The organism is Burkholderia sp. Se-20378 (assembly GCF_017104665.1).
Taxonomy (GTDB): Bacteria; Pseudomonadota; Gammaproteobacteria; order Burkholderiales; family Burkholderiaceae; genus Burkholderia; species Burkholderia lata.
The window spans coordinates 1-18,075 of sequence record NZ_JAAGPG010000141.1; the positions used below are offsets into that span (position 1 = coordinate 1).

The following is an 18,075-nucleotide window of genomic DNA, read 5'->3' on the forward strand; positions in this document are numbered from 1 at the left end:
TCGTGCTGGTGCATCGGGCGCAGGCGTGCGCGCCGGCACCGGCTTGCCCGGCACCAGCACGTCGGTCAGTGTCGGGATCGAGGATGAATCGGCTTCTGTCACGGGAACACTCCGTTGACGGTGGCGGCTAGCTGCCCTGCTTGTAGTTGTTCAGCGCGTAGCCGCGGTCGCGGTAGAACCGGTAGCGGTCGCGGCCCGCGGCCAGCTCGTCCGGCGCATTGCCGACCACTTCGAGCAGGCGCTCGAAGCGGGCGAACTGCGCGGGCACGGCCGCGCCGAGGTTCAGCAGCACGTGATGATGCGGTACGCGGTCGAGATCCGCGGCCAGCACGATCGGCGTGCCGGCTGCGTGCTCGCTGTCGACACCGCAATGCGGGATGAAATCGAGCGGCGAGAACGTCCAGAGCCGCTCGTCGAGCGCGCGCAGGCGCGCGGGCTCGGCGAGCACGACGACCGGCTGCTCGGCCAGGTAGGCCTTGCGCAGCAGCCGGCACGCGTACGCGAGCGAATCGCCGACGTTCGAGTGGAAATCGATCCGCGTCATTGCCCGCGTACCCGCAGCGTCGTCAACACCGCCATCACTGGCCGGCGCGGTCGATCAGGAACTGCGCGAGCAGCGGCACCGGACGGCCCGTCGCGCCCTTCGCTGCGCCACCCTTCCACGCGGTGCCCGCGATGTCGAGGTGGGCCCACGGATAGCTCTCGGTGAAGCGCGACAGGAAGCACGCGGCCGTCACGGCGCCGGCCGGACGCCCGCCGATGTTCGCGAGATCCGCGAAATTCGACTTCAGCTGATCCTGGTACTCGTCGTCGAGCGGCATGCGCCATGCCGGGTCGTTCGCTTCGCGCGACGCGTCGAGCAGTTCGCCCGCGAGCGCGTCGTCCGTCGAGAACAGGCCGCTGTTGTGGCCGCCCAGCGCGATCACGCACGCGCCCGTCAGCGTGGCGACGTCGATCACGGCGGCCGGCTTGAAGCGTTCGGCATACGTGAGCGCGTCGCACAGGATCAGACGGCCTTCGGCGTCGGTGTTCAGCACCTCGATCGTCAGGCCCTTCATGCTGGTGACGATGTCGCCCGGCTTCGTCGCGTTGCCGCCCGGCATGTTCTCGCAGGTCGGTACGATCGCGACGACGTTGATCTTCAGGCCCATCTCGACGACCGCACGCATCGTGCCGAGCACCGAACCGGCGCCGCACATGTCGTACTTCATCTCGTCCATGCCCTCGCCCGGCTTCAGCGAGATGCCGCCCGTGTCGAACGTGATGCCCTTACCGACCAGCACGACCGGTGCGGCCTTCGCGGCGGCGCCCTGGTAGTGCAGCACGATGAACTGCGGCGGCTCGACCGACGCGCGCGCGACCGACAGGAACGAGCCCATCTTCAGCGCCTGGATCTGCTTGAGGCCGAGCACTTCCGCCTTCAGGCCCCAATCCTTCGCGATCTTCTTCGCGGTATTGCCGAGGTAGGTCGGCGTGCAGACGTTGCCCGGCAGGTTGCCGAGGTCGCGGGTGAGATCCATCCCGTTCGCGAGCGCGACGGCCTGCTTGACCGCGACCTTCGCGGCCTTTTCGTCGGACGGATCGACGCTGAACACGACGCGCTTGAGCGTGTGCGACGCCGGTTCCGGCTTGCTCTTCATCTGCGTGAAGCGGTAGGTCTCGTTGCGCAGCGCGAGAATCGCGGCGCGCACGCCCCAGTCGGAGCTGCGCTCGTCGACCGGCAGTTGCGCGAGCGTGAACGTGACCTGGACGACCTTGGTCGCCAGCAGCGCGCGCCATGCGGCCGTCACGGCATCGTTATAGGCTTTCTGATTGAAAGCATCCTGCTTGCCGAGGCCGACGAGCAGCACGCGCGACGCGCCGATGCCCGACACTTCGTGCAGGAACAGCGTCTTGCCGCGCTTGCCGTCCATGTCGCCGGCCTTGATCACGCGCGAAATCAGCCCCTTGGTGGCCGTGTCGATGTCGAGCGCCGCGCCCGACAGGGTCTGCGCCTCGAAGATGCCGAGCACGATGCAGTCGGACTTCCCGGTCAGGAACCCCTTCGCCTCGCCTTTGCTCCAATCACAGCCTTTTATGCTAAAGTCCATCGCGCTTGTCCTCGGATAAAATCTGGGCTAAGGATGAAAGCCGCAATTATCCGCTATTTTTCCCGTGGCGGCGCGAGCGCTCCACCACGCGTGCGCAGCGTCCCGCCCTCTTCTCATCAAGAATGATCTTCGAACGCTCCCTCCAGCGCGAGCTTGCGTATACGGCTGGCGCCGTGTTCATGGTGCTGCTCACGATCATGCTCACGACGATGATGATCCGCATCGTCGGCTACGCCGCGTCCGGTGAAATCGATCCGCGGGACGTCCTCGTGCTGATCGGCCTCACCGTGATCGGCTACCTCGCCGTGATGCTCGTCGTCACGCTGTTCGTATCGATCCTGTTCGTGCTGACCCGGTGGTACCGGGACTCCGAAATGGTCGTGTGGCTCGCGTCGGGCGTGAGCCTCACGCGCCTCATCAAGCCGATCGGCGTGTTTGCCACGCCGATCATCCTGCTGATCGCCTTCTTCGCATTCGTCGGCTGGCCGTGGTCGAACCAGCAAAGCAAGATGATCAAGGCACGGTTCCAGCAGCGCGACGAGATCTCGCTGCTCGCGCCGGGCCAGTTCCGCGAATCGGCCTCGAACCACCGCGTGTTCTTCATCGAGAAGATGACGCCCGACCAGAGCAAGGTGCAGAACGTATTCGTGACCTCGACCGAGAACGGCAAGGTCAACGTGGTCGTGTCGCAGACGGGCCATACGGAAACGCGCGACGGCAGCCGCTTCGTCGTCCTGGAGGACGGCCGCCGCTACGACGGCACGCCCGGCCAGCCGAACTTCAAGATCATGGAGTTCGAGCGCTACGGCGTGAAGATCACGAGCACCCCGGTCACCAACGTGCAGACCACCAACAGCACGCCGACGCCGGACCTGCTGCGCAACCCGACGAACGACAACCTCGCGGAATTCGCGTGGCGCGCGGGGCTGCCGCTGATCGCGATCAACCTGATGGTGCTCGGCATTCCGCTGTCGTACCAGAACCCGCGCCGCAGCCGCACGATCAACCTCGTGATGGCCGTGCTGATCTATCTCACGTACTCGAACCTGCTGAACGTGGTGCAGTCGCAGATCGAGCAGGGCAAGATGTCGTTCGGCGTCGGCCTCGTCGGCCTGCATCTGGTCGTCGCGGTGATCGTCGCGTTCATCTTCTGGTTGCGCGTGCGCAATCGTCCGCTGTTTACACGCGCGCTGTTCGGCCGCTCGGGAGCATGATCGATGCGGCTCTATGAAAAGTACTTCGCGCGACAGATCTACGTCACGTTCGTCTTCATCCTGTTCGCGTTCTCGGGCCTGTTCTTCTTCTTCGACCTGATCAGCGAACTGAACTCGGTCGGGCACGGCAACTACAAGTTCGGCTACGCAGTGCTGCGCGTCGCGCTGCAGACCCCGTCGCGCTTCTACGAAATCATCCCGGTCGCCGCGCTGATCAGCGCAATCTACGTGTTCGCGCAGATGGCCGCGAACTCGGAATTCACGATCTTCCGCGTGTCGGGTCTCGCGACCAACCAGGCGCTGCGCTCGCTCCTGAAGATCGGCGTGCCGCTCGTGATCGTCACCTACCTGATCGGCGAATTCGTCGGCCCGTACGCCGACCAGCTGTCCGAACGCGTGCGGCTGCAGGCGCTCGGCGCGTCGGTGTCGTCGAACTTCCAGTCGGGCGTGTGGGTGAAGGACACGCTCGCGGCCCGTGAAAACGGCGAGCAGGTCACGCGCTTCGTCAACGTCGGCAGCCTGTCGCCCGACTCGACGATCAGCAACGTGCGCATCTACGAATTCGATTCGAAATTCCAGCTGCGCAACGTGCGGATCGCGCAGACGGGCCGCTACGAGCCGCCCGGCCACTGGCTGCTGAAGGGCGTCGATGAAACCAAACTGACGCCGATCAAGCCGATCAGCGGCCAGCCGGCCGACGCGCTGAACCCCGTGTACCGGTCGCAGCAGGTATCGCTGCCCGAATACCGGCTGCGCTCGGACCTGACGCCGCAGATCCTGTCGGTGCTGCTCGTGTCGCCGGAGCGCATGTCGATCATCAACCTGTTCCGCTACATCCAGCACTTGCGCGAGAACCAGCAGGACACGCAGCGCTACGATATCGCGCTGTGGCGCAAGCTGCTGTATCCGTTCGCGGTGTTCGTGATGCTCGTGCTGTCGCTGCCGTTCGCGTACCTGCACACGCGTGCGGGCGTGGTCGGCGTGAAGGTGTTCGGCGGCATCATGCTCGGCATGAGCTTCCAGCTCCTCAATACGCTGTTCTCGCACATCGGCACGCTGAACACGTGGCCCGCGCCGCTCACCGCGGCGACGCCGGGCCTGATCTATCTCGCGCTCGGCCTGTTCGCGCTCAAGTGGGTCGACCGGCACTGAGCGCCGCGTCACGACGGAGGCTTCGACATGAGTTCGCACGGCATCGTCCTGTTCGGCCACGGCGCTCGCGACCCGCGCTGGGCCGAGCCGTTCGAGCGGCTCGCCGCGCGGCTGCGCGGCGCCCCCTCCCCCGCTGCACACGTGTCGCTCGCGTTCCTCGAACTGATGACGCCGTCGCTCGGTGACGCGATCGCCACGCAGGTCGCGGCCGGCTGCTCGCACATCACCGTGGTGCCGGTGTTCTTCGGCCAGGGCGGCCATGTCCGCCGCGACCTGCCGCAGCTCGTCGACGCATGCCGCGCCGCGTATCCCGGTGTCGAGATCCGCTGTGCGACGGCCGTTGGCGAAAACGACGGCGTGCTCGACGCGATCGCGCGCTACTGCATCGACCAGATCGGCGACGGCGCGTAACTCGCGCAATCACGGCCCACAAAGAAAAAGCGCTGGCTTCCGCCAGCGCTTTTTTCGTTTGGGACTCCAGCCGGATTCCGCTCAGGCCGCATTTCGCAGCGCATCCCCTGCTTTCGCCTGCCCGGCGCGCTCGGCGAACGCATCGCCGATCATCAGCAGGCTCGGTTCCGCAGGATCGAGCCACGCCTGCGCGTCACCCGCCGCCATCTGCGCGAGCGTCAGCGTCAGCGTGCGTTCGCGCGCGGTGCTGCACGCCTCGACGATCGCCACGGGCGTCGCCGGCGCGCGGCCTGCGTCGATCAGCTCCTGCGCGATGCCCGGTGCGCTGTCGCGGCCCATGTAATAGACCATCGAATCGGCGCGCGCGGCTTCTCGAATCTCGTCGCTGCCCGGCGCACGGCTGTGCGTCGCGAACGCGACGCTGCGCGACACGCCGCGCAACGTCAGCGAACGCTTCAGCGTCGCCGCCCCGGCCAGCGCCGCGGTGATGCCCGGCACGACCTCGTAGTCGATGCCGGCCGCTTCCAGCGCGCGCATCTCCTCTTCGGCACGACCGAACAGCATCGGGTCGCCGCCCTTCAGCCGCACGACGCACGCATGCTCGCGTGCCGCATCGACGATCTGCTTGTTGATGAAGTGTTGCGCGGTCGAGCGCTGCCCGCAGCGCTTGCCGACCGCGATCCGGCGCGCATTCGGCGCGTAGTCGAGCATCGCGGGCTCGACGAGCGCGTCGTGCAGCACGACGTCCGCCTGCTCGAGCAGCCGCGCGCCGCGCACCGTGATGAGGTCGGCCGCGCCCGGCCCTGCTCCGATCAGATACACCTTGCCCATGTTTGTCGCTTCGCCTTCCAGCGGGCGTCGGCTCCGGTCCGCGCCGCCGCAAAGCGGCGCGGCTTCCCGGTTACGCCGAGAACGCCCGGATCATCCCTGCGGCGACCGTGTGGTGCGTCGCCTCGTCGATCAGCACGAACGCACCGGTACCCGGATGCGCGTCGTACGTGTCGCAGACGATCGGCTTCTGCAGCGTCAGCGCGACGCGGCCGATGTCGTTCATCTTCAGATCGTGACGGTCGGTCGCGTGCGACAGCGTGTGCACGTCGAGCACCTGCTTGACGCCACCGATCTTCGCGAACACCGTGCTGGTGGTCTGCTTCAGCAGGTACTTGCGCTGCGGCGACAGCGGCGTCTCGTCGAACCAGCACAGATCGGCTTCGAGCTTCTTCGCCGGCTCGACCGGCTCGCCGGACGTGACGAACATGTCGCCGCGCGACACGTCGACGTCTTCCGCGAGGCGGATCGTCACGGCCTGGCCCGCGAACGCGTGCGGGACGGACGCAGTGCCGCCCGGCACCGGCGCGACGATCTCGGCGATCGTCGCCGTGCGGTTCGACGGCAGCACGACGATCTCGTCGCCGACCTTCACTTCACCCGACTCGATACGGCCCATGTAGCCGCGGAAATCGTCGGCCGAGCTGCCGTCCTGGCGCGCGACCCACTGCACCGGGAAGCGCAGCGCGTCATGCGCCTGCGTCTCGACCGGCAGCGATTCGAGCACGTCGAGCAGCGGCTCGCCCGCGTACCACGGCATGCGCTCGCTCGCACCGACGATGTTGTCGCCCTTCAGCGCCGACACCGGCACGAAGCGCACGTCGGTGAGGCCGAGCTGCTTCGCGAGCGTGACGTACGCATCGCGGATCTCGTTGAAGCGCGCTTCGCTGTAGTCGACGAGGTCCATCTTGTTGATCGCGACGATCACGTGCTGCAGCGCGAGCAGCTTGACGATCGCGCTGTGGCGCTTGGTCTGCGGCAGCAGGTCGGCCACGCCGTTCTCGACCGTCACGCGCGTCGCGTCGATCAGGATGATCGCCGCGTGCGCTGTCGATGCGCCCGTCACCATATTGCGCGTGTACTGCTCGTGGCCCGGCGTATCGGCGATGATGAACTTGCGCTTCGCGGTCGCGAAGTAGCGGTACGCGACGTCGATCGTGATGCCCTGTTCGCGCTCGGCTTCGAGGCCGTCGGTCAGCAGCGCGAGGTCGAGCTCGTCGCCGACCGTGCGCTTGTTCTTCGCACGCGACAGCGCGGACAGCTGGTCGGACAGCACGGCCTTGCTGTCGTACAGCAGGCGGCCGATCAGCGTGCTCTTGCCGTCGTCGACGCTGCCTGCGGTAATGAAGCGCAGCACGCCGAGGTCTTCGGTGTTCTCGATGATGCTCATGATGTGAATGTCCTCGTGTGCTTCAGAAATAACCTTGCTTCTTGCGCTGTTCCATCGCGGCTTCGGAGGCCTGGTCGTCCATCCGGGTCGCGCCGCGCTCGGTGATCTCGGTCACCGCCGTCTCGGCGATGATCTTCTCGACGTCGTCCGCGTCGCTCTCGACCGGGCACGTGCAGGAAATGTCGCCGACCGTGCGGAAGCGCACCTGCGCGAGCTCGCTCGTCTCGCCGTCACGCATCGGCGTGAGCGGCGTGACGGGCACGAGCAGCCCGTTGCGGCGCACGATCTCGCGCTCGTGCGCGTAGTAGATCGACGGCAGTTCGAGGTTCTCGCGCGCGATGTACTGCCACACGTCGAGCTCGGTCCAGTTCGAGATCGGGAACACGCGCAGGTGCTCGCCCTTGTGCAGGCGGGCGTTGTACAGGCTCCACAGTTCCGGGCGCTGCGCCTTCGGATCCCACTGGCCGAATTCGTCGCGGAACGAGAAGATCCGTTCCTTCGCCCGTGCCTTCTCTTCGTCGCGGCGCGCGCCGCCGATCAGCGCCGTGTAGCCATGCTGCTCGATCGTCTCGAGCAGCGTGACGGCCTGCGCGGCATTGCGCGAATCGGTTTCGCGGCGCAGCACGACCGTGCCGCGCTTGATCGAATCCTCGACGTGGCCGACGACCAGCTCGGCGCCGAGCTCTTGCGCGCGGCGATCGCGGAAATCGATCACTTCTTCGTAGTTGTGGCCCGTATCGATGTGCACGAGCGGGAACGGCAGCGTCGTCTTGCGGTTCGCGCCGAGGCCGAATGCTTTCAGTGCCAGATGCAGCACGACGACCGAATCCTTGCCGCCCGAGAACAACAGCGCCGGCTTGCTGCATTCGGCGACCAGTTCGCGCAGGATGTGGATCGACTCGGCTTCGAGCCAGTCGAGGTGGCCCATGCGGCTGTCGGCACCGGCGGGCGGGGCAAAGGCGGATTGCTCGAGCGTCGTGCTCATGATTTCAGTCCTTCTCTTCTGGGTTCGTGCCGCCCGCTGTCGCCGGCGGCGCAATATTCAGTTTCTTGTCAGGCTTTCAGTGTGCGGCGCCGGCTTCGGCTTCCGCGGGAATCGGCGTGATCGTCGTGATGTGCAGCCCGCATTCCTTCGTATCGCGCGACTCCCACCACCAGCGGCCCGCGCGGCTGTCCTCGCCGGGGCGGATCGCCCGCGTACACGGCTCGCAGCCGATGCTCGGGTAGCCGCGCGCATGCAGCGGATTCACCGGCACGTCAAACGCATTAAGGTACGCCCACACGTCGCTTTCCGTCCAGTCGGCGAGCGGATTGTACTTCGCGATCCCGCGCGCTTCGTCCTGTTCTTCCTCGTGCAGCTCGGCACGCGTGACCGACTGCTCGCGGCGCTGGCCCGTGACCCATGCGCCGACGTCCGCGAGCGCGCGATTCAGCGGCTCGACCTTGCGGATGTGGCAGCACGACTTGCGCAGCTCGACGCTCTCGTAGAACGCGTTCAGGCCGTGCTCGGCGACGTACTGGTCGACCGCGTCCTGCAGCGGATGGAACTGCTCGATCTCGTAGCCGTAGCGCTCGCGCACGCGGTCGATCATGCCGAGCGTTTCCGCGTGCAGGCGGCCCGTGTTCAGCGAGAAGATGCCGATTCGCGCGCCCTTCGACAGGATCGCATGCGTCAGCAGCATGTCTTCCGCCGCGAGGCTGCTCGCGAACTTCACCTTCTCGTGACGGACACCGATCTGCGCGAGCAGCGCGTCGAGCCGCTCGACCTTCGCGGCGAGCTCCGGCGTCAGCGCGGTGGCGGTCGCGGTGCTCATGCGCTCACCTTCGCTTCGGGCGTCGCTGCGTCTGCCGACGCGGCGCGGCGGCGGAACAGCGGTTCGGGCTGGTCGAACGCGCCCTGGTAACGCTGCGTGAATTCCGTGAACGCATTCAGCGCGTCGTGAATGTCCTTGTCGGCGCGCACCGCGTATGCGTCGAAGCCGCAACGCGACATGTACAGCAACTGGTCGCGCAGCACGTCGCCGATCGCACGCAGTTCGCCCGTCCAGCCGTGGCGCTCGCGCAGCAGGCGCCCGATGCTGTAGCCGCGGCCGTCCGCGAAGCGCGGGAACTCGACGGCGACCAGCGAAATCGCGCCGAAATCGGCCACGAGATCGGCCGGCTCGCTGTCCGGTGCGAGCCACACGCCGAGCTCGTCCTTCGTCTTCGCGGCGACGAGCGCCGCGCGCTCGGCCTGCCACAACGCGAACGGCACCAGCACCTTGCCGGCCGGCAACGCGTCGACCGCGGGCAGTGCACCGTCTTCTGCCGCGCGCACGACCTGCCATGCATCGTCGATCACTGCGCGGTTCTTGATAATCGAAGCCATCTGCTAATTCCTTCTACCCGGTTGGTTACGCGTTCACTGCCTGGCGCGCCGCATACACGCGCTCCTTGAACGGCGCGATGCCGATGCGATCGTACGTTTCGACGAAGCGCTCGCCGTCGACGCGCGATTCGACGAACGTGTCGATCAGCTTCGCGATCACGTCGGGCACTTCTTCCGCCGAGAACGACGGTCCGATCACGCGGCCCAGGCGCGCACCGTTCTGGCCCGTGCCCTGCTCGCCGCCGAGCGACACCTGGTACCACTCGGCGCCGTCCTTGTCGACGCCGAGGATGCCGATGTTGCCGACGTGGTGGTGACCGCACGAGTTCATGCAACCGGAAATGTTCAGCGACAGGTCGCCGAGGTCGTACACATAGTCGAGGTCGTCGAAACGCTGCTGGATCGCCAGCGCGATCGGGATCGACTTCGCGTTCGCGAGCGAGCAGAAGTCGCCGCCCGGGCACGCGATGATGTCGGTCAGCAGGCCGATGTTCGGCGTCGCGAAGCCGGCTGCCTTCGCCTTTTCCCACACCGCGAACAGGTCGCGCTTCTTCACGTTCGCGAGAATCAGGTTCTGCTCGTGCGACACGCGCAGCTCGCCGAACGAATATGCGTCGGCCCAGTCGGCCACCAGATCCATCTGCTGGTCGGTCGCATCGCCCGGCGCGACCCGGTGATCCTTCAGCGACAGCGTGACGGCTGCATAGCCGGCCACCTTGTGCGGCGCAACGTTACGCTCGACCCAGCGCGCGAACGCCTTGTTCTCGAGCAGGTGCTGTTCGAACGATGCATCGGTGTCGGCCAGCTTCTCGTAGACGGGCGGCTGGAAGTACTGCGACACGCGATCGACTTCCGCCTGCGTGAGCGTCGACGGGCCGTCCTTCAGGTGCTGCCACTCTTCCTCGACCTGCTGCGCGAACTTCGCGGGCGACAGCGCCTTCACGAGGATCTTGATACGCGCCTTGTACAGGTTGTCGCGGCGGCCGTAACGGTTGTATACGCGCAGCACGGCTTCGCAGTAGGTGAGCAGGTGCTGCCACGGCAGGTCTTCCTTGATCACCGCGCCGATGATCGGCGTACGGCCGAGGCCGCCGCCCGCGAGGATGCTCGCGACCACTTCGCCCTGCGCGTTCTTCTTCAGGTACACGCCGAGATCGTGGATCTGCACGGCCGCGCGGTCGTCCTTCGAGCCCGACACCGCGATCTTGAACTTGCGCGGCAGCCATGCGAATTCGGGATGGAACGTCGACCACTGACGCAGGATTTCCGACCACGGACGCGGATCGATCTCTTCGTCCTGGGCAACACCGGCGAACTGGTCGGCCGTGATGTTGCGGATGCAGTTGCCCGACGTCTGGATGCCGTGCATCTGCACCGACGCGAGCTTCGCGAGGATCTCGGGCGTGTCTTCCAGCTCGATCCAGTTGAACTGGATGTTCGAGCGGGTCGAGAAGTGGCCGTAGCCGCGGTCGTGTTCGCGGGCGATGCGCGCCAGCATCCGGAGCTGGTCGCTGCGCAAGTTGCCGTACGGAATCGCGATGCGGTGCATGTACGCGTGGCGCTGCATGTACAGGCCGTTCTGCAGGCGCAGCGGACGAAACTCTTCTTCGCTCAACTCGCCCGACAGCCGGCGGCGCACCTGATCGCGGTACTGCGCGACACGCTCGTCGACGATCGTCTGGTCGTATTGGTCGTACTGATACATTCGGGGACCCCAGGGTTTTCGTGGTGACCGCGCGACGTCCTAGCCACGTCGCGCCCGAATCTCCGTTCCGCCGTCACCGCCCCCATCCGCTGCCGGGTGGATTGCTAATGACGAAAACAGATATCCATATTTGAAAAACTCCGGTGAATCGTAATAAACTCGCCTTATATTTCAAACGACTAAAAAATTCTGTTGATATGCGGAAGGGTTATAAATGAACCTGCACCAATTTCGCTTCGTGCGCGAGGCCGTCCGGCAGAATTTCAATCTCACCGAGGCCGCCAAGGCGCTCTACACGTCGCAACCGGGGGTATCGAAGGCGATCATCGAGCTCGAGGACGAGCTGGGCGTGGAGATCTTCACGCGGCACGGCAAGCGCGTGCGCTCGCTCACCGAGCCGGGCAGGATCATCCTCGCGTCGGTCGAGCGGATTCTCCAGGAGGTTGAAAGCCTTAAAAGGGTCGGGAAAGATTATGCGGCGCAGGATCAGGGCAACCTGACCATCGCCGCGACCCACACGCAGGCCCGCTACTCGCTGCCGGCCGCGATCGCCGAGTTCAAGAAGCGCTTCCCGAAGGTCCACCTGTCGATCCTGCAGGGCAGCCCGACGCAGGTAGCCGAGATGGTGATCCACGACCAGGCCGATCTCGCGATCGCGACCGAGGCGATCTCCGACTACAAGGAACTCGTGTCGCTGCCCTGCTTCCAGTGGCACCACGCGGCCGTCGTGCCGGCCGACCATCCGCTGCTCGAGCGCAAGCCGGTCACGCTCGACGATCTCGCGCAGTACCCGCTGATTACGTACGACGACGCATTCGCGGGCCGCAAGAAGATCAACCATGCGTTCGCGCTGCGCGGGCTGTCGCCGGACATCGTGCTCGAGGCGATCGACGCCGACGTGATCAAGACCTACGTCGAACTCGGCCTCGGCGTCGGGATCATGGCCGACATCGCGTTCAATCCCGAGCGCGACCGCGGCCTGCGGCTGATCCCGGTCGGCCACCTGTTCGGCAGCAACGTGACGCGCGTCGCACTCAAGCAGGGCGCCTACCTGCGCAGCTATGTGTATACGCTCGTCGAGCTGCTGTCGCCGACGCTGAACCGCAAGCTGATCGAGCAGGCGCTCAAGGGCGAATCCGAATCGTACGAACTCTGAGCGGCGTGTATAAACACGGGGGCGCACATCGCGCCCCTTTTTGCTGTCCGACGGAGAATTCCGCATGACGCTTCCCGCCCTGTTGCGCCGCGCCACTGCCGGCGCCCTCGTACTGACCTGCGCCACCGCGCATGCCGACCTGAAGGTCGGCGTCGACCTGTCGTCGACCGGCCCGGCCGCCGCGATCGGCATCACGAGCAAGAACGCGATCCTGATGTGGCCGAAGACGATCGCCGGCCAGCCGGTCCAGGTGACGGTGCTCGACGATGCATCCGACCCGGGCACCGCGGTGCGCAACATCCGCAAGCTGGTCGACGAGGATCATGTCGACGTCGTGGTCGGGCCGAACATCACGCCGGCCGCGCTCGCGGCGCTCGATGCAGTGGCCGCCGGGCAGACACCGATGATCACGCTGGTCGGTTCCGGCGCGATCGTCGAGCCGCAGGAAGGCGCGCGGACCTGGGCGTTCAAGATGGCGCAGAGCGACAGCGCGATGGCCGACGTGATGACGCGCTATATGGCAAACCACGGCGTGAAGACGGTCGGCTTCATCGGCTTCGCGGACAGCTACGGCGACAGCTGGCTGAACGAGTTCACGCGCTTCGCGGACCTGCGCAAGATCCGCGTGGTCGCGACCGAGCGCTTCAACCGCACCGACGCGAGCGTCACCGGTCAGGCGCTGAAGCTGATCGCGGCGAAGCCCGACGCGATCCTGATCGCGGGCTCCGGCACGCCGGCCGTGCTGCCGCAACGCACGCTGATCGAACGCGGCTACAAGGGCCCGATCTACCAGACGCACGGAATCGCGACGCCGGAATTCATCAAGCTGGGGGGCAAGGACGTCGACGGGACGCTGTTCCCGACCCAGCCGGTAGTCGTCGCGCGCACGCTGCCGGCCGATCACCCGGCCCGCAAGGCCGCGCTCGCGTTCGTCGACGCGTACGAAGCGAAGTACGGCGCCGGCACGGTCACGCAGTTCGCGGGCGACGCGGCCGGTGTCTACCCGCGCCTCGCCGACGCGGTCGGCCGCGCGCTGAAGGCCGCGCAGCCCGGCACGCCCGCGTTCCGCGCGGCACTGCGGCGCGAGCTGGAACGCGCGCACGAGCTCGTCGTGCCGAACGGCGTCGTGAACACCAGCGACAAGGATCACGTGGGACTCGACCAGCGCGCGAGCGTGATGGGGATCGTCAAACAGGGCCGGTTCGTCTACCTGAGCCAATAGCGTGCGCGGCGCGCAACCGGGCAGCTTGCCCGGCGTCTGAATTTCGGACATAATCCGCGTTTCGCCGCGCACAATCGCATGCGCGGCCAGGATCAAGCCCAGGTGGTGAAATTGGTAGACGCAGGGGACTCAAAATCCCCCGCCGCAAGGCGTGCCGGTTCGATTCCGGCCCTGGGCACCAGCATTCTCGCAGCGTGACGCGCTGCGCCTCCCGAAACCCGCGCAAGCTCGCCGCTTCGCGGGTTTTTTGTTTTTGCCGTGCGCGCCGCAACGCGTGCCCCCGCACAACAGTCCAAGCGTCATGAGGATGCGCGACACGGAGGCACGCCATGTCCATGCGCACGATTTCATCCCCGTTCTGCCGCCGCGTGCTCGCCGTGGCACTGTCGCTCATGCTGGCCGGATGCGACGTCCTGACCGCACCGCCGGTACCGGACTGGCCGGGCCCGCACGCGCCCTACCCGTTCCCGGACAACATTCCGCATCGCACCGAGTGAACGCGCGGGAAGGCCGCCGTCGGCACGTCGACTCAAGCCCAGGCTCAGGCCATCAACGCCCGCACGAAGTCGAGAAACACGCGCACCTTCGCGGAAACGAGATTGGACGCGTGGTGATACGCATAGAGCGGAAACGTCTCGTCCGCCCACTCCGGCAGCAGCAGCATCAGCCGCCCGTCGGCAAGGATGTCCCGCGCATAGAGTTCCAGCAACTGCGCGATCCCCGCGCCGCCCAGGCACGCGCCGAGCAGCATGCCCGTGTCGTTGACCATCAGTTGGCCGGCCGCATCGAACGGCACCACCTCCTTGCCGCGATGGAATTCCCATTCGAACGGCCGCCCCGTCACCGGATCGCGGATCAGCACGCAGCGATGCCCGCTCGCGAGATCCCGCGGGTGCCGCGGTTCGCCGTGACGCGCGACATAGGCCGCCGACGCGCAGGTGAGCACGCGCGTTTCCAGCAGCAGCCGCGCACGGTATGACGACGGTTCCGGGATGCCGAACCGCACCGCCACATCGAACCCGTCGGCGACGAGATCGCCCATCCGGTCGCGCACGCTGATCTCGACGGACAGGTCGGGAAAGCGGTCGAGAAACTCCGCCATCTTCGGCGCCAGCACGTAGTGGCCGAAAGTCGCGTCGACGTTGACGCGCAGCCTCCCCCTGACACGCGCCTTCGACTGCCCGGCGTCGATCGCCGCATCTTCGATGCCGGCCAGCAGCGGCGCGACCGCTTCATAGAAACGCCGCCCTTCGTCGGTCAGCGTGATCGCGCGCGCCGTGCGGTTGAAGATCCGGATGCCGACGCGCTCTTCCAGCCGGGCGACGGCACGGCTCACCGCCGGCTGCGTCAACCCCATCGCCTCGCCGGCGCGCGCGAAGGTGCCGGCCTCGATCACCGCCGAGAGCACGCCGATGCCGCTCAAAAGCCTGCTGTCGAATGCCATTAGACATACTTTCAGTCATTCTTGATCTGATCATTATTCATTATTTTTATTAACCGAGGAAGCCTACATTAGTCCTGTCGCCGGATCGCACGGCACTCACGAATCAAGGAGCAGGACATGAGCACATCGGAACAGGTCGCCCTCGTTACGGGCTCGTCGCGCGGCATCGGCGCGGAAATCGCCCGCCGTCTCGCCCGCGACGGTTTCAGGGTCGTCGTGAACTATGCCGGCGGCGCCGGCCCGGCCCGGGAAGTGGTCGACGCGATCGTCGCCGACGGCGGCACGGCCGTCGCGGTGCAGGCGGACGTCGCCGATCCGGCGGCGGTGGCCGCGCTGTTCGACGCGGCCGAGCAGGCATTCGGCCGGATCGACGTCGTCGTCAACAGTGCGGGCGTGATGAAGCTCGCGCCCCTCGCCGAGTTCGACGACGCAGCGTTCGACCAGACCGTCGCGATCAACCTGAAGGGCGCGTTCAACGTCAGCCGCGAAGCAGCGAAGCGCGTGCGCGACGGCGGCCGCATCGTCAACCTGACCTCGAGCGTGATCGGCATGCGCCTGCCGACCTACGGCGTGTACATCGCGACCAAGGCCGCCGTCGAGGGCATGACGCAGGTGCTCGCGCAGGAGATGCGCGGTCGCGGCATCAGCGTGAACGCCGTCGCGCCGGGCCCGGTGGCGACCGAGCTGTTCCTGCAGGGCAAGAGCGCCGAACTCGTCGACCGGATGGCGAAGATGAACCCGCTGGAACGGCTCGGCCAGCCGGCCGACATCGCCAGCGTCGTTGCGTTCCTCGCCGGCCCCGACGGCGCGTGGGTCAACGGTCAGATCCTGCGTGCCAACGGCGGCATGTGCTGACCGGCTGCCTGCCACGCCCCCCTCTTACAGGAGATCGATCATGAAGGAAGTCATTCTCGTCACGGGCGCGTCCAGCGGCTTCGGCCTGCTGACGGCCCAGGCGCTCGCCCGCGCCGGCCATACCGTCTATGCGTCGATGCGCGAAAGCACCGGTCGCAACGCGCCGCGCGTCGCCGCCATCGCCGCCTACGCGCAGGAGCACGGCGTCGACCTGCGCACGGTCGAGCTCGACGTCGGCGACGACGCGTCCGTCGGTGCCGCCATCGATCGCGTGATCGCGGACAACGGCCGCCTCGACGTCATCGTCCACAATGCCGGCCACATGGTGTTCGGCCCGGCCGAAGCGTTCACGCCCGAGCAGATCGCCCAGCTCTACGACATCAACGTCGTGTCGACCCAGCGCGTGAACCGCGCGGCGCTGCCGCACCTGCGCCGCCAGGGCCGCGGCCTGCTCGTCTGGGTGTCGTCGTCGTCCGCGCGCGGCGGTACGCCGCCGTTCCTCGCCCCCTACTTCGCCGCGAAGGCCGCGATGGATTCGCTCGCGGTGTCCTATGCGGCCGAACTCGCCCGCTGGGGGATCGAAACGTCGATCGTCGTGCCGGGCGCCTTCACCCAGGGCACGAATCACTTCGCCCACGCGGGCAAGCCGGCCGATGCGGATATTCAGGCCGCCTACGTCGACGGCCCCTATGCGGGCGTCGCCGAGCAGGCGCTGCAGGGCCTCGCCGCGCTCGAACCGGCGGACGCCGATGCCGGCACCGTCGCGACCGCGATCGCCGACATCGTCGCCGCCCCCGTCGGCAAGCGCCCGTACCGCGTGTTCGTCGATCCGTCGCAGGACGGCGCGGAGGAAGTGTTCCGCGTCGGCGCTCGCATCCGCCGCGAGATGTTCAGGAACATCGGCCTCGCCGACCTGCTCGCGGCCCGCGTCGGCGGCTGATCCACGGTGCGCCGGCCACGCCGGCGCGCCTCAGCCTCGCTCGCAGAATCCGAGGATCGCGTCGGCGACCGCCGCCGGCGCCTCCCGCTGCGGAAAGTGGCCGACGCCGTCCAGCACCTGCCGCGCGTAGCGCCCCGCAAAGAATCGCTCGCGTCCGGCCGAGCTGTCCGGATGATTACAGGTGTCCGCGCCGCCGTGCAGCACGAACGTCGGCAACGCCAGCACCGGCGCGGGATTCAGACGCGCATCGTCGTCGGCACAGGCCGGCGCGCCCGGTGCGAAACCCCACCGATGCCGGTAAGAGTGCAGTACGACGTCGATCCAGTCGGGCCCGTCGAACGCGGCGGCGGCCGCCTCGAAATCGCTGTCGCGATACCAGCCCGGCGGCGACCACGTGTCCCACATCAGGCGGGCAAACGCGCGACGATCGTCGCGCAACGCCTGCTCGCCACGCGGTGTCGCCATGAACCAGTGATACCAGTAGTTGCGCGCCTGCTGCAGCGACAGCGGCTGTCCCGGATCGTTGGTGCCGTACCCGACCGACAGCATCACGAGATGCGATGCTGCACCATCGCGCAGCCCGCACGCGTTTGCGGCCGCCCGGGCGCCCCAGTCGTGCCCGACCAGCAGGGGCCGCTCGACGCCAAGCGCATCGACGAAGTCGAGCAGGTCGCACCCGAGCGCCGCGAGCTGGCCGCTGCGCGGCACGGATGCGTCGCGAAAGCGGGTCGGCGCAAAACCGCGTAGCGCGGGTGCGAGCACCCGATAGCCGCGCGCGGCGAGCGCGGCCGCCACGGCGTCCCAGCCGACCGGGCTGTCCGGCCAGCCGTGCAGCAGCACGGCCACGCGCTCGCCGCGCGGGTTCCATTCGAGATAGGCAATGTCGAGCGACGCGGTCGTCGCATGCGCATAGGTCGTCATCGTGCACTCCGTTGGGTCGATCCGAGTGCACGATGGTAGGCCGGCCTTTCATCACGATTCACGGAGTATCATTGTTCATTCTTCGAGTATTGCGTTGAATTGATCCATGGAACCGCTGACCGACCCGGCGTCGACCGCACTCGACATCACGCTGCTGCGCACCTTCCTCGAAGTCGTCGACAGCCGCGGGTTCGCGCCCGCCGCGGAACGGCTCGCACTGACGCCGTCCGCCGTCAGCGGCCACATCAAACGGCTCGAACAGGCAGCCGGCACGGTGCTGCTCGCGCGCACGACCCGCCGCATCTCGCTTACGCCAGCCGGTGACACGCTGTACGCGTACGCGCGCAACATCGTCGACATGGAGCGCGAAGTGCGCGCG

Annotated in this window: 20 protein-coding genes and 1 tRNA gene; 10 read left to right on the forward strand and 11 right to left on the reverse strand. The window is 67.0% G+C overall.

Annotated features, from left to right (window positions below; genetic code table 11):
- The 3 genes from G3N93_RS16925 to G3N93_RS16935 form a co-directional block, all read right to left on the reverse strand.
- On the reverse strand, positions 1-102 hold a 102-nt coding region (locus G3N93_RS16925; protein ID WP_206133540.1), incomplete at its 3' end, for a DUF2486 family protein.
- Positions 103-127: 25 nt separating this feature from the next.
- On the reverse strand, positions 128-544 hold the full coding sequence (locus tag G3N93_RS16930) for a DNA polymerase III subunit chi (RefSeq protein ID WP_206133530.1): 417 nt from the start codon (positions 542-544) through the stop codon (positions 128-130).
- Positions 545-578: 34 nt separating this feature from the next.
- Complete coding sequence (locus tag G3N93_RS16935) at positions 579-2,090, reverse strand: leucyl aminopeptidase (protein WP_206133531.1); 1,512 nt, start codon at positions 2,088-2,090, stop codon at positions 579-581.
- Between the two features lie 122 nt (positions 2,091-2,212).
- Between G3N93_RS16935 and lptF the strand changes: the two genes are divergently transcribed.
- The 3 genes from lptF to G3N93_RS16950 are packed head-to-tail and all read left to right on the forward strand — an operon-like array spanning position 2,213 to position 4,867.
- Positions 2,213-3,304, forward strand: a complete 1,092-nt coding sequence (lptF, locus tag G3N93_RS16940; RefSeq protein WP_174941582.1) for an LPS export ABC transporter permease LptF — start codon at positions 2,213-2,215, stop codon at positions 3,302-3,304.
- Between the two features lie 3 nt (positions 3,305-3,307).
- Positions 3,308-4,456 (forward strand): LPS export ABC transporter permease LptG, encoded by a 1,149-nt coding sequence (gene lptG / locus G3N93_RS16945; protein WP_206133532.1) that lies wholly within the window; start codon positions 3,308-3,310, stop codon positions 4,454-4,456.
- 27 nt (positions 4,457-4,483) lie between these two features.
- Positions 4,484-4,867 (forward strand): sirohydrochlorin chelatase, encoded by a 384-nt coding sequence (locus G3N93_RS16950; RefSeq protein ID WP_206133533.1) that lies wholly within the window; start codon positions 4,484-4,486, stop codon positions 4,865-4,867.
- 81 nt (positions 4,868-4,948) lie between these two features.
- On the opposite strand, the gene cobA is transcribed toward G3N93_RS16950, so the two are convergent.
- From cobA to G3N93_RS16980, 6 genes are all read right to left on the reverse strand, one after another.
- Complete coding sequence (gene cobA / locus G3N93_RS16955) at positions 4,949-5,698, reverse strand: uroporphyrinogen-III C-methyltransferase (protein ID WP_206133534.1); 750 nt, start codon at positions 5,696-5,698, stop codon at positions 4,949-4,951.
- A 70-nt stretch (positions 5,699-5,768) separates the two neighbouring features.
- Positions 5,769-7,085: a sulfate adenylyltransferase subunit 1 gene (locus tag G3N93_RS16960; protein WP_174941574.1), complete on the reverse strand. Its 1,317-nt coding sequence runs from the start codon at positions 7,083-7,085 to the stop codon at positions 5,769-5,771.
- A 22-nt stretch (positions 7,086-7,107) separates the two neighbouring features.
- On the reverse strand, positions 7,108-8,070 hold the full coding sequence (gene cysD / locus G3N93_RS16965) for a sulfate adenylyltransferase subunit CysD (protein WP_174931664.1): 963 nt from the start codon (positions 8,068-8,070) through the stop codon (positions 7,108-7,110).
- 76 nt (positions 8,071-8,146) lie between these two features.
- On the reverse strand, positions 8,147-8,899 hold the full coding sequence (locus G3N93_RS16970) for a phosphoadenylyl-sulfate reductase (protein ID WP_174941573.1): 753 nt from the start codon (positions 8,897-8,899) through the stop codon (positions 8,147-8,149).
- A complete protein-coding gene (locus tag G3N93_RS16975) occupies positions 8,896-9,453 on the reverse strand; it encodes a DUF934 domain-containing protein (RefSeq protein WP_174941571.1) in 558 nt (185 codons plus the stop codon). Before G3N93_RS16975 ends, G3N93_RS16970 begins: the two co-directional genes overlap by 4 nt.
- Before the next feature lie 25 nt (positions 9,454-9,478).
- Positions 9,479-11,158, reverse strand: coding sequence for a nitrite/sulfite reductase (locus G3N93_RS16980; protein WP_174941569.1), 1,680 nt, complete (start codon positions 11,156-11,158; stop codon positions 9,479-9,481).
- A gap of 214 nt (positions 11,159-11,372) precedes the next feature.
- Between G3N93_RS16980 and G3N93_RS16985 the strand changes: the two genes are divergently transcribed.
- From G3N93_RS16985 to G3N93_RS17000, 4 genes are all read left to right on the forward strand, one after another.
- A complete protein-coding gene (locus G3N93_RS16985) occupies positions 11,373-12,314 on the forward strand; it encodes a CysB family HTH-type transcriptional regulator (protein WP_027785173.1) in 942 nt (313 codons plus the stop codon).
- Between the two features lie 64 nt (positions 12,315-12,378).
- Positions 12,379-13,536 (forward strand): ABC transporter substrate-binding protein, encoded by a 1,158-nt coding sequence (locus tag G3N93_RS16990; RefSeq protein WP_206133535.1) that lies wholly within the window; start codon positions 12,379-12,381, stop codon positions 13,534-13,536.
- 96 nt (positions 13,537-13,632) lie between these two features.
- Positions 13,633-13,717: transfer RNA gene (locus G3N93_RS16995), tRNA-Leu, on the forward strand.
- 148 nt (positions 13,718-13,865) lie between these two features.
- Positions 13,866-14,033 (forward strand): hypothetical protein, encoded by a 168-nt coding sequence (locus G3N93_RS17000; protein ID WP_206133536.1) that lies wholly within the window; start codon positions 13,866-13,868, stop codon positions 14,031-14,033.
- Positions 14,034-14,077: 44 nt separating this feature from the next.
- Here G3N93_RS17000 and G3N93_RS17005 read toward each other — a convergent pair whose 3' ends face one another.
- Positions 14,078-14,980 carry a LysR family transcriptional regulator gene (locus G3N93_RS17005; RefSeq protein WP_174941563.1) on the reverse strand — a complete coding sequence of 301 codons (903 nt, stop codon included), beginning with the start codon at positions 14,978-14,980 and terminating at the stop codon, positions 14,078-14,080.
- A gap of 117 nt (positions 14,981-15,097) precedes the next feature.
- Between G3N93_RS17005 and G3N93_RS17010 the strand changes: the two genes are divergently transcribed.
- Positions 15,098-15,835 carry an SDR family oxidoreductase gene (locus tag G3N93_RS17010; RefSeq protein ID WP_174942023.1) on the forward strand — a complete coding sequence of 246 codons (738 nt, stop codon included), beginning with the start codon at positions 15,098-15,100 and terminating at the stop codon, positions 15,833-15,835.
- 40 nt (positions 15,836-15,875) lie between these two features.
- Positions 15,876-16,775, forward strand: a complete 900-nt coding sequence (locus tag G3N93_RS17015; protein WP_206133537.1) for an SDR family oxidoreductase — start codon at positions 15,876-15,878, stop codon at positions 16,773-16,775.
- Positions 16,776-16,805: 30 nt separating this feature from the next.
- On the opposite strand, the gene G3N93_RS17020 is transcribed toward G3N93_RS17015, so the two are convergent.
- Positions 16,806-17,696: an alpha/beta fold hydrolase gene (locus G3N93_RS17020; protein WP_206133538.1), complete on the reverse strand. Its 891-nt coding sequence runs from the start codon at positions 17,694-17,696 to the stop codon at positions 16,806-16,808.
- A gap of 106 nt (positions 17,697-17,802) precedes the next feature.
- On the opposite strand from G3N93_RS17020, the gene G3N93_RS17025 reads away from it, so the two are divergent.
- Positions 17,803-18,075: LysR family transcriptional regulator (locus G3N93_RS17025; protein WP_206133539.1), on the forward strand; the 273-nt coding region annotated here is incomplete at its 3' end.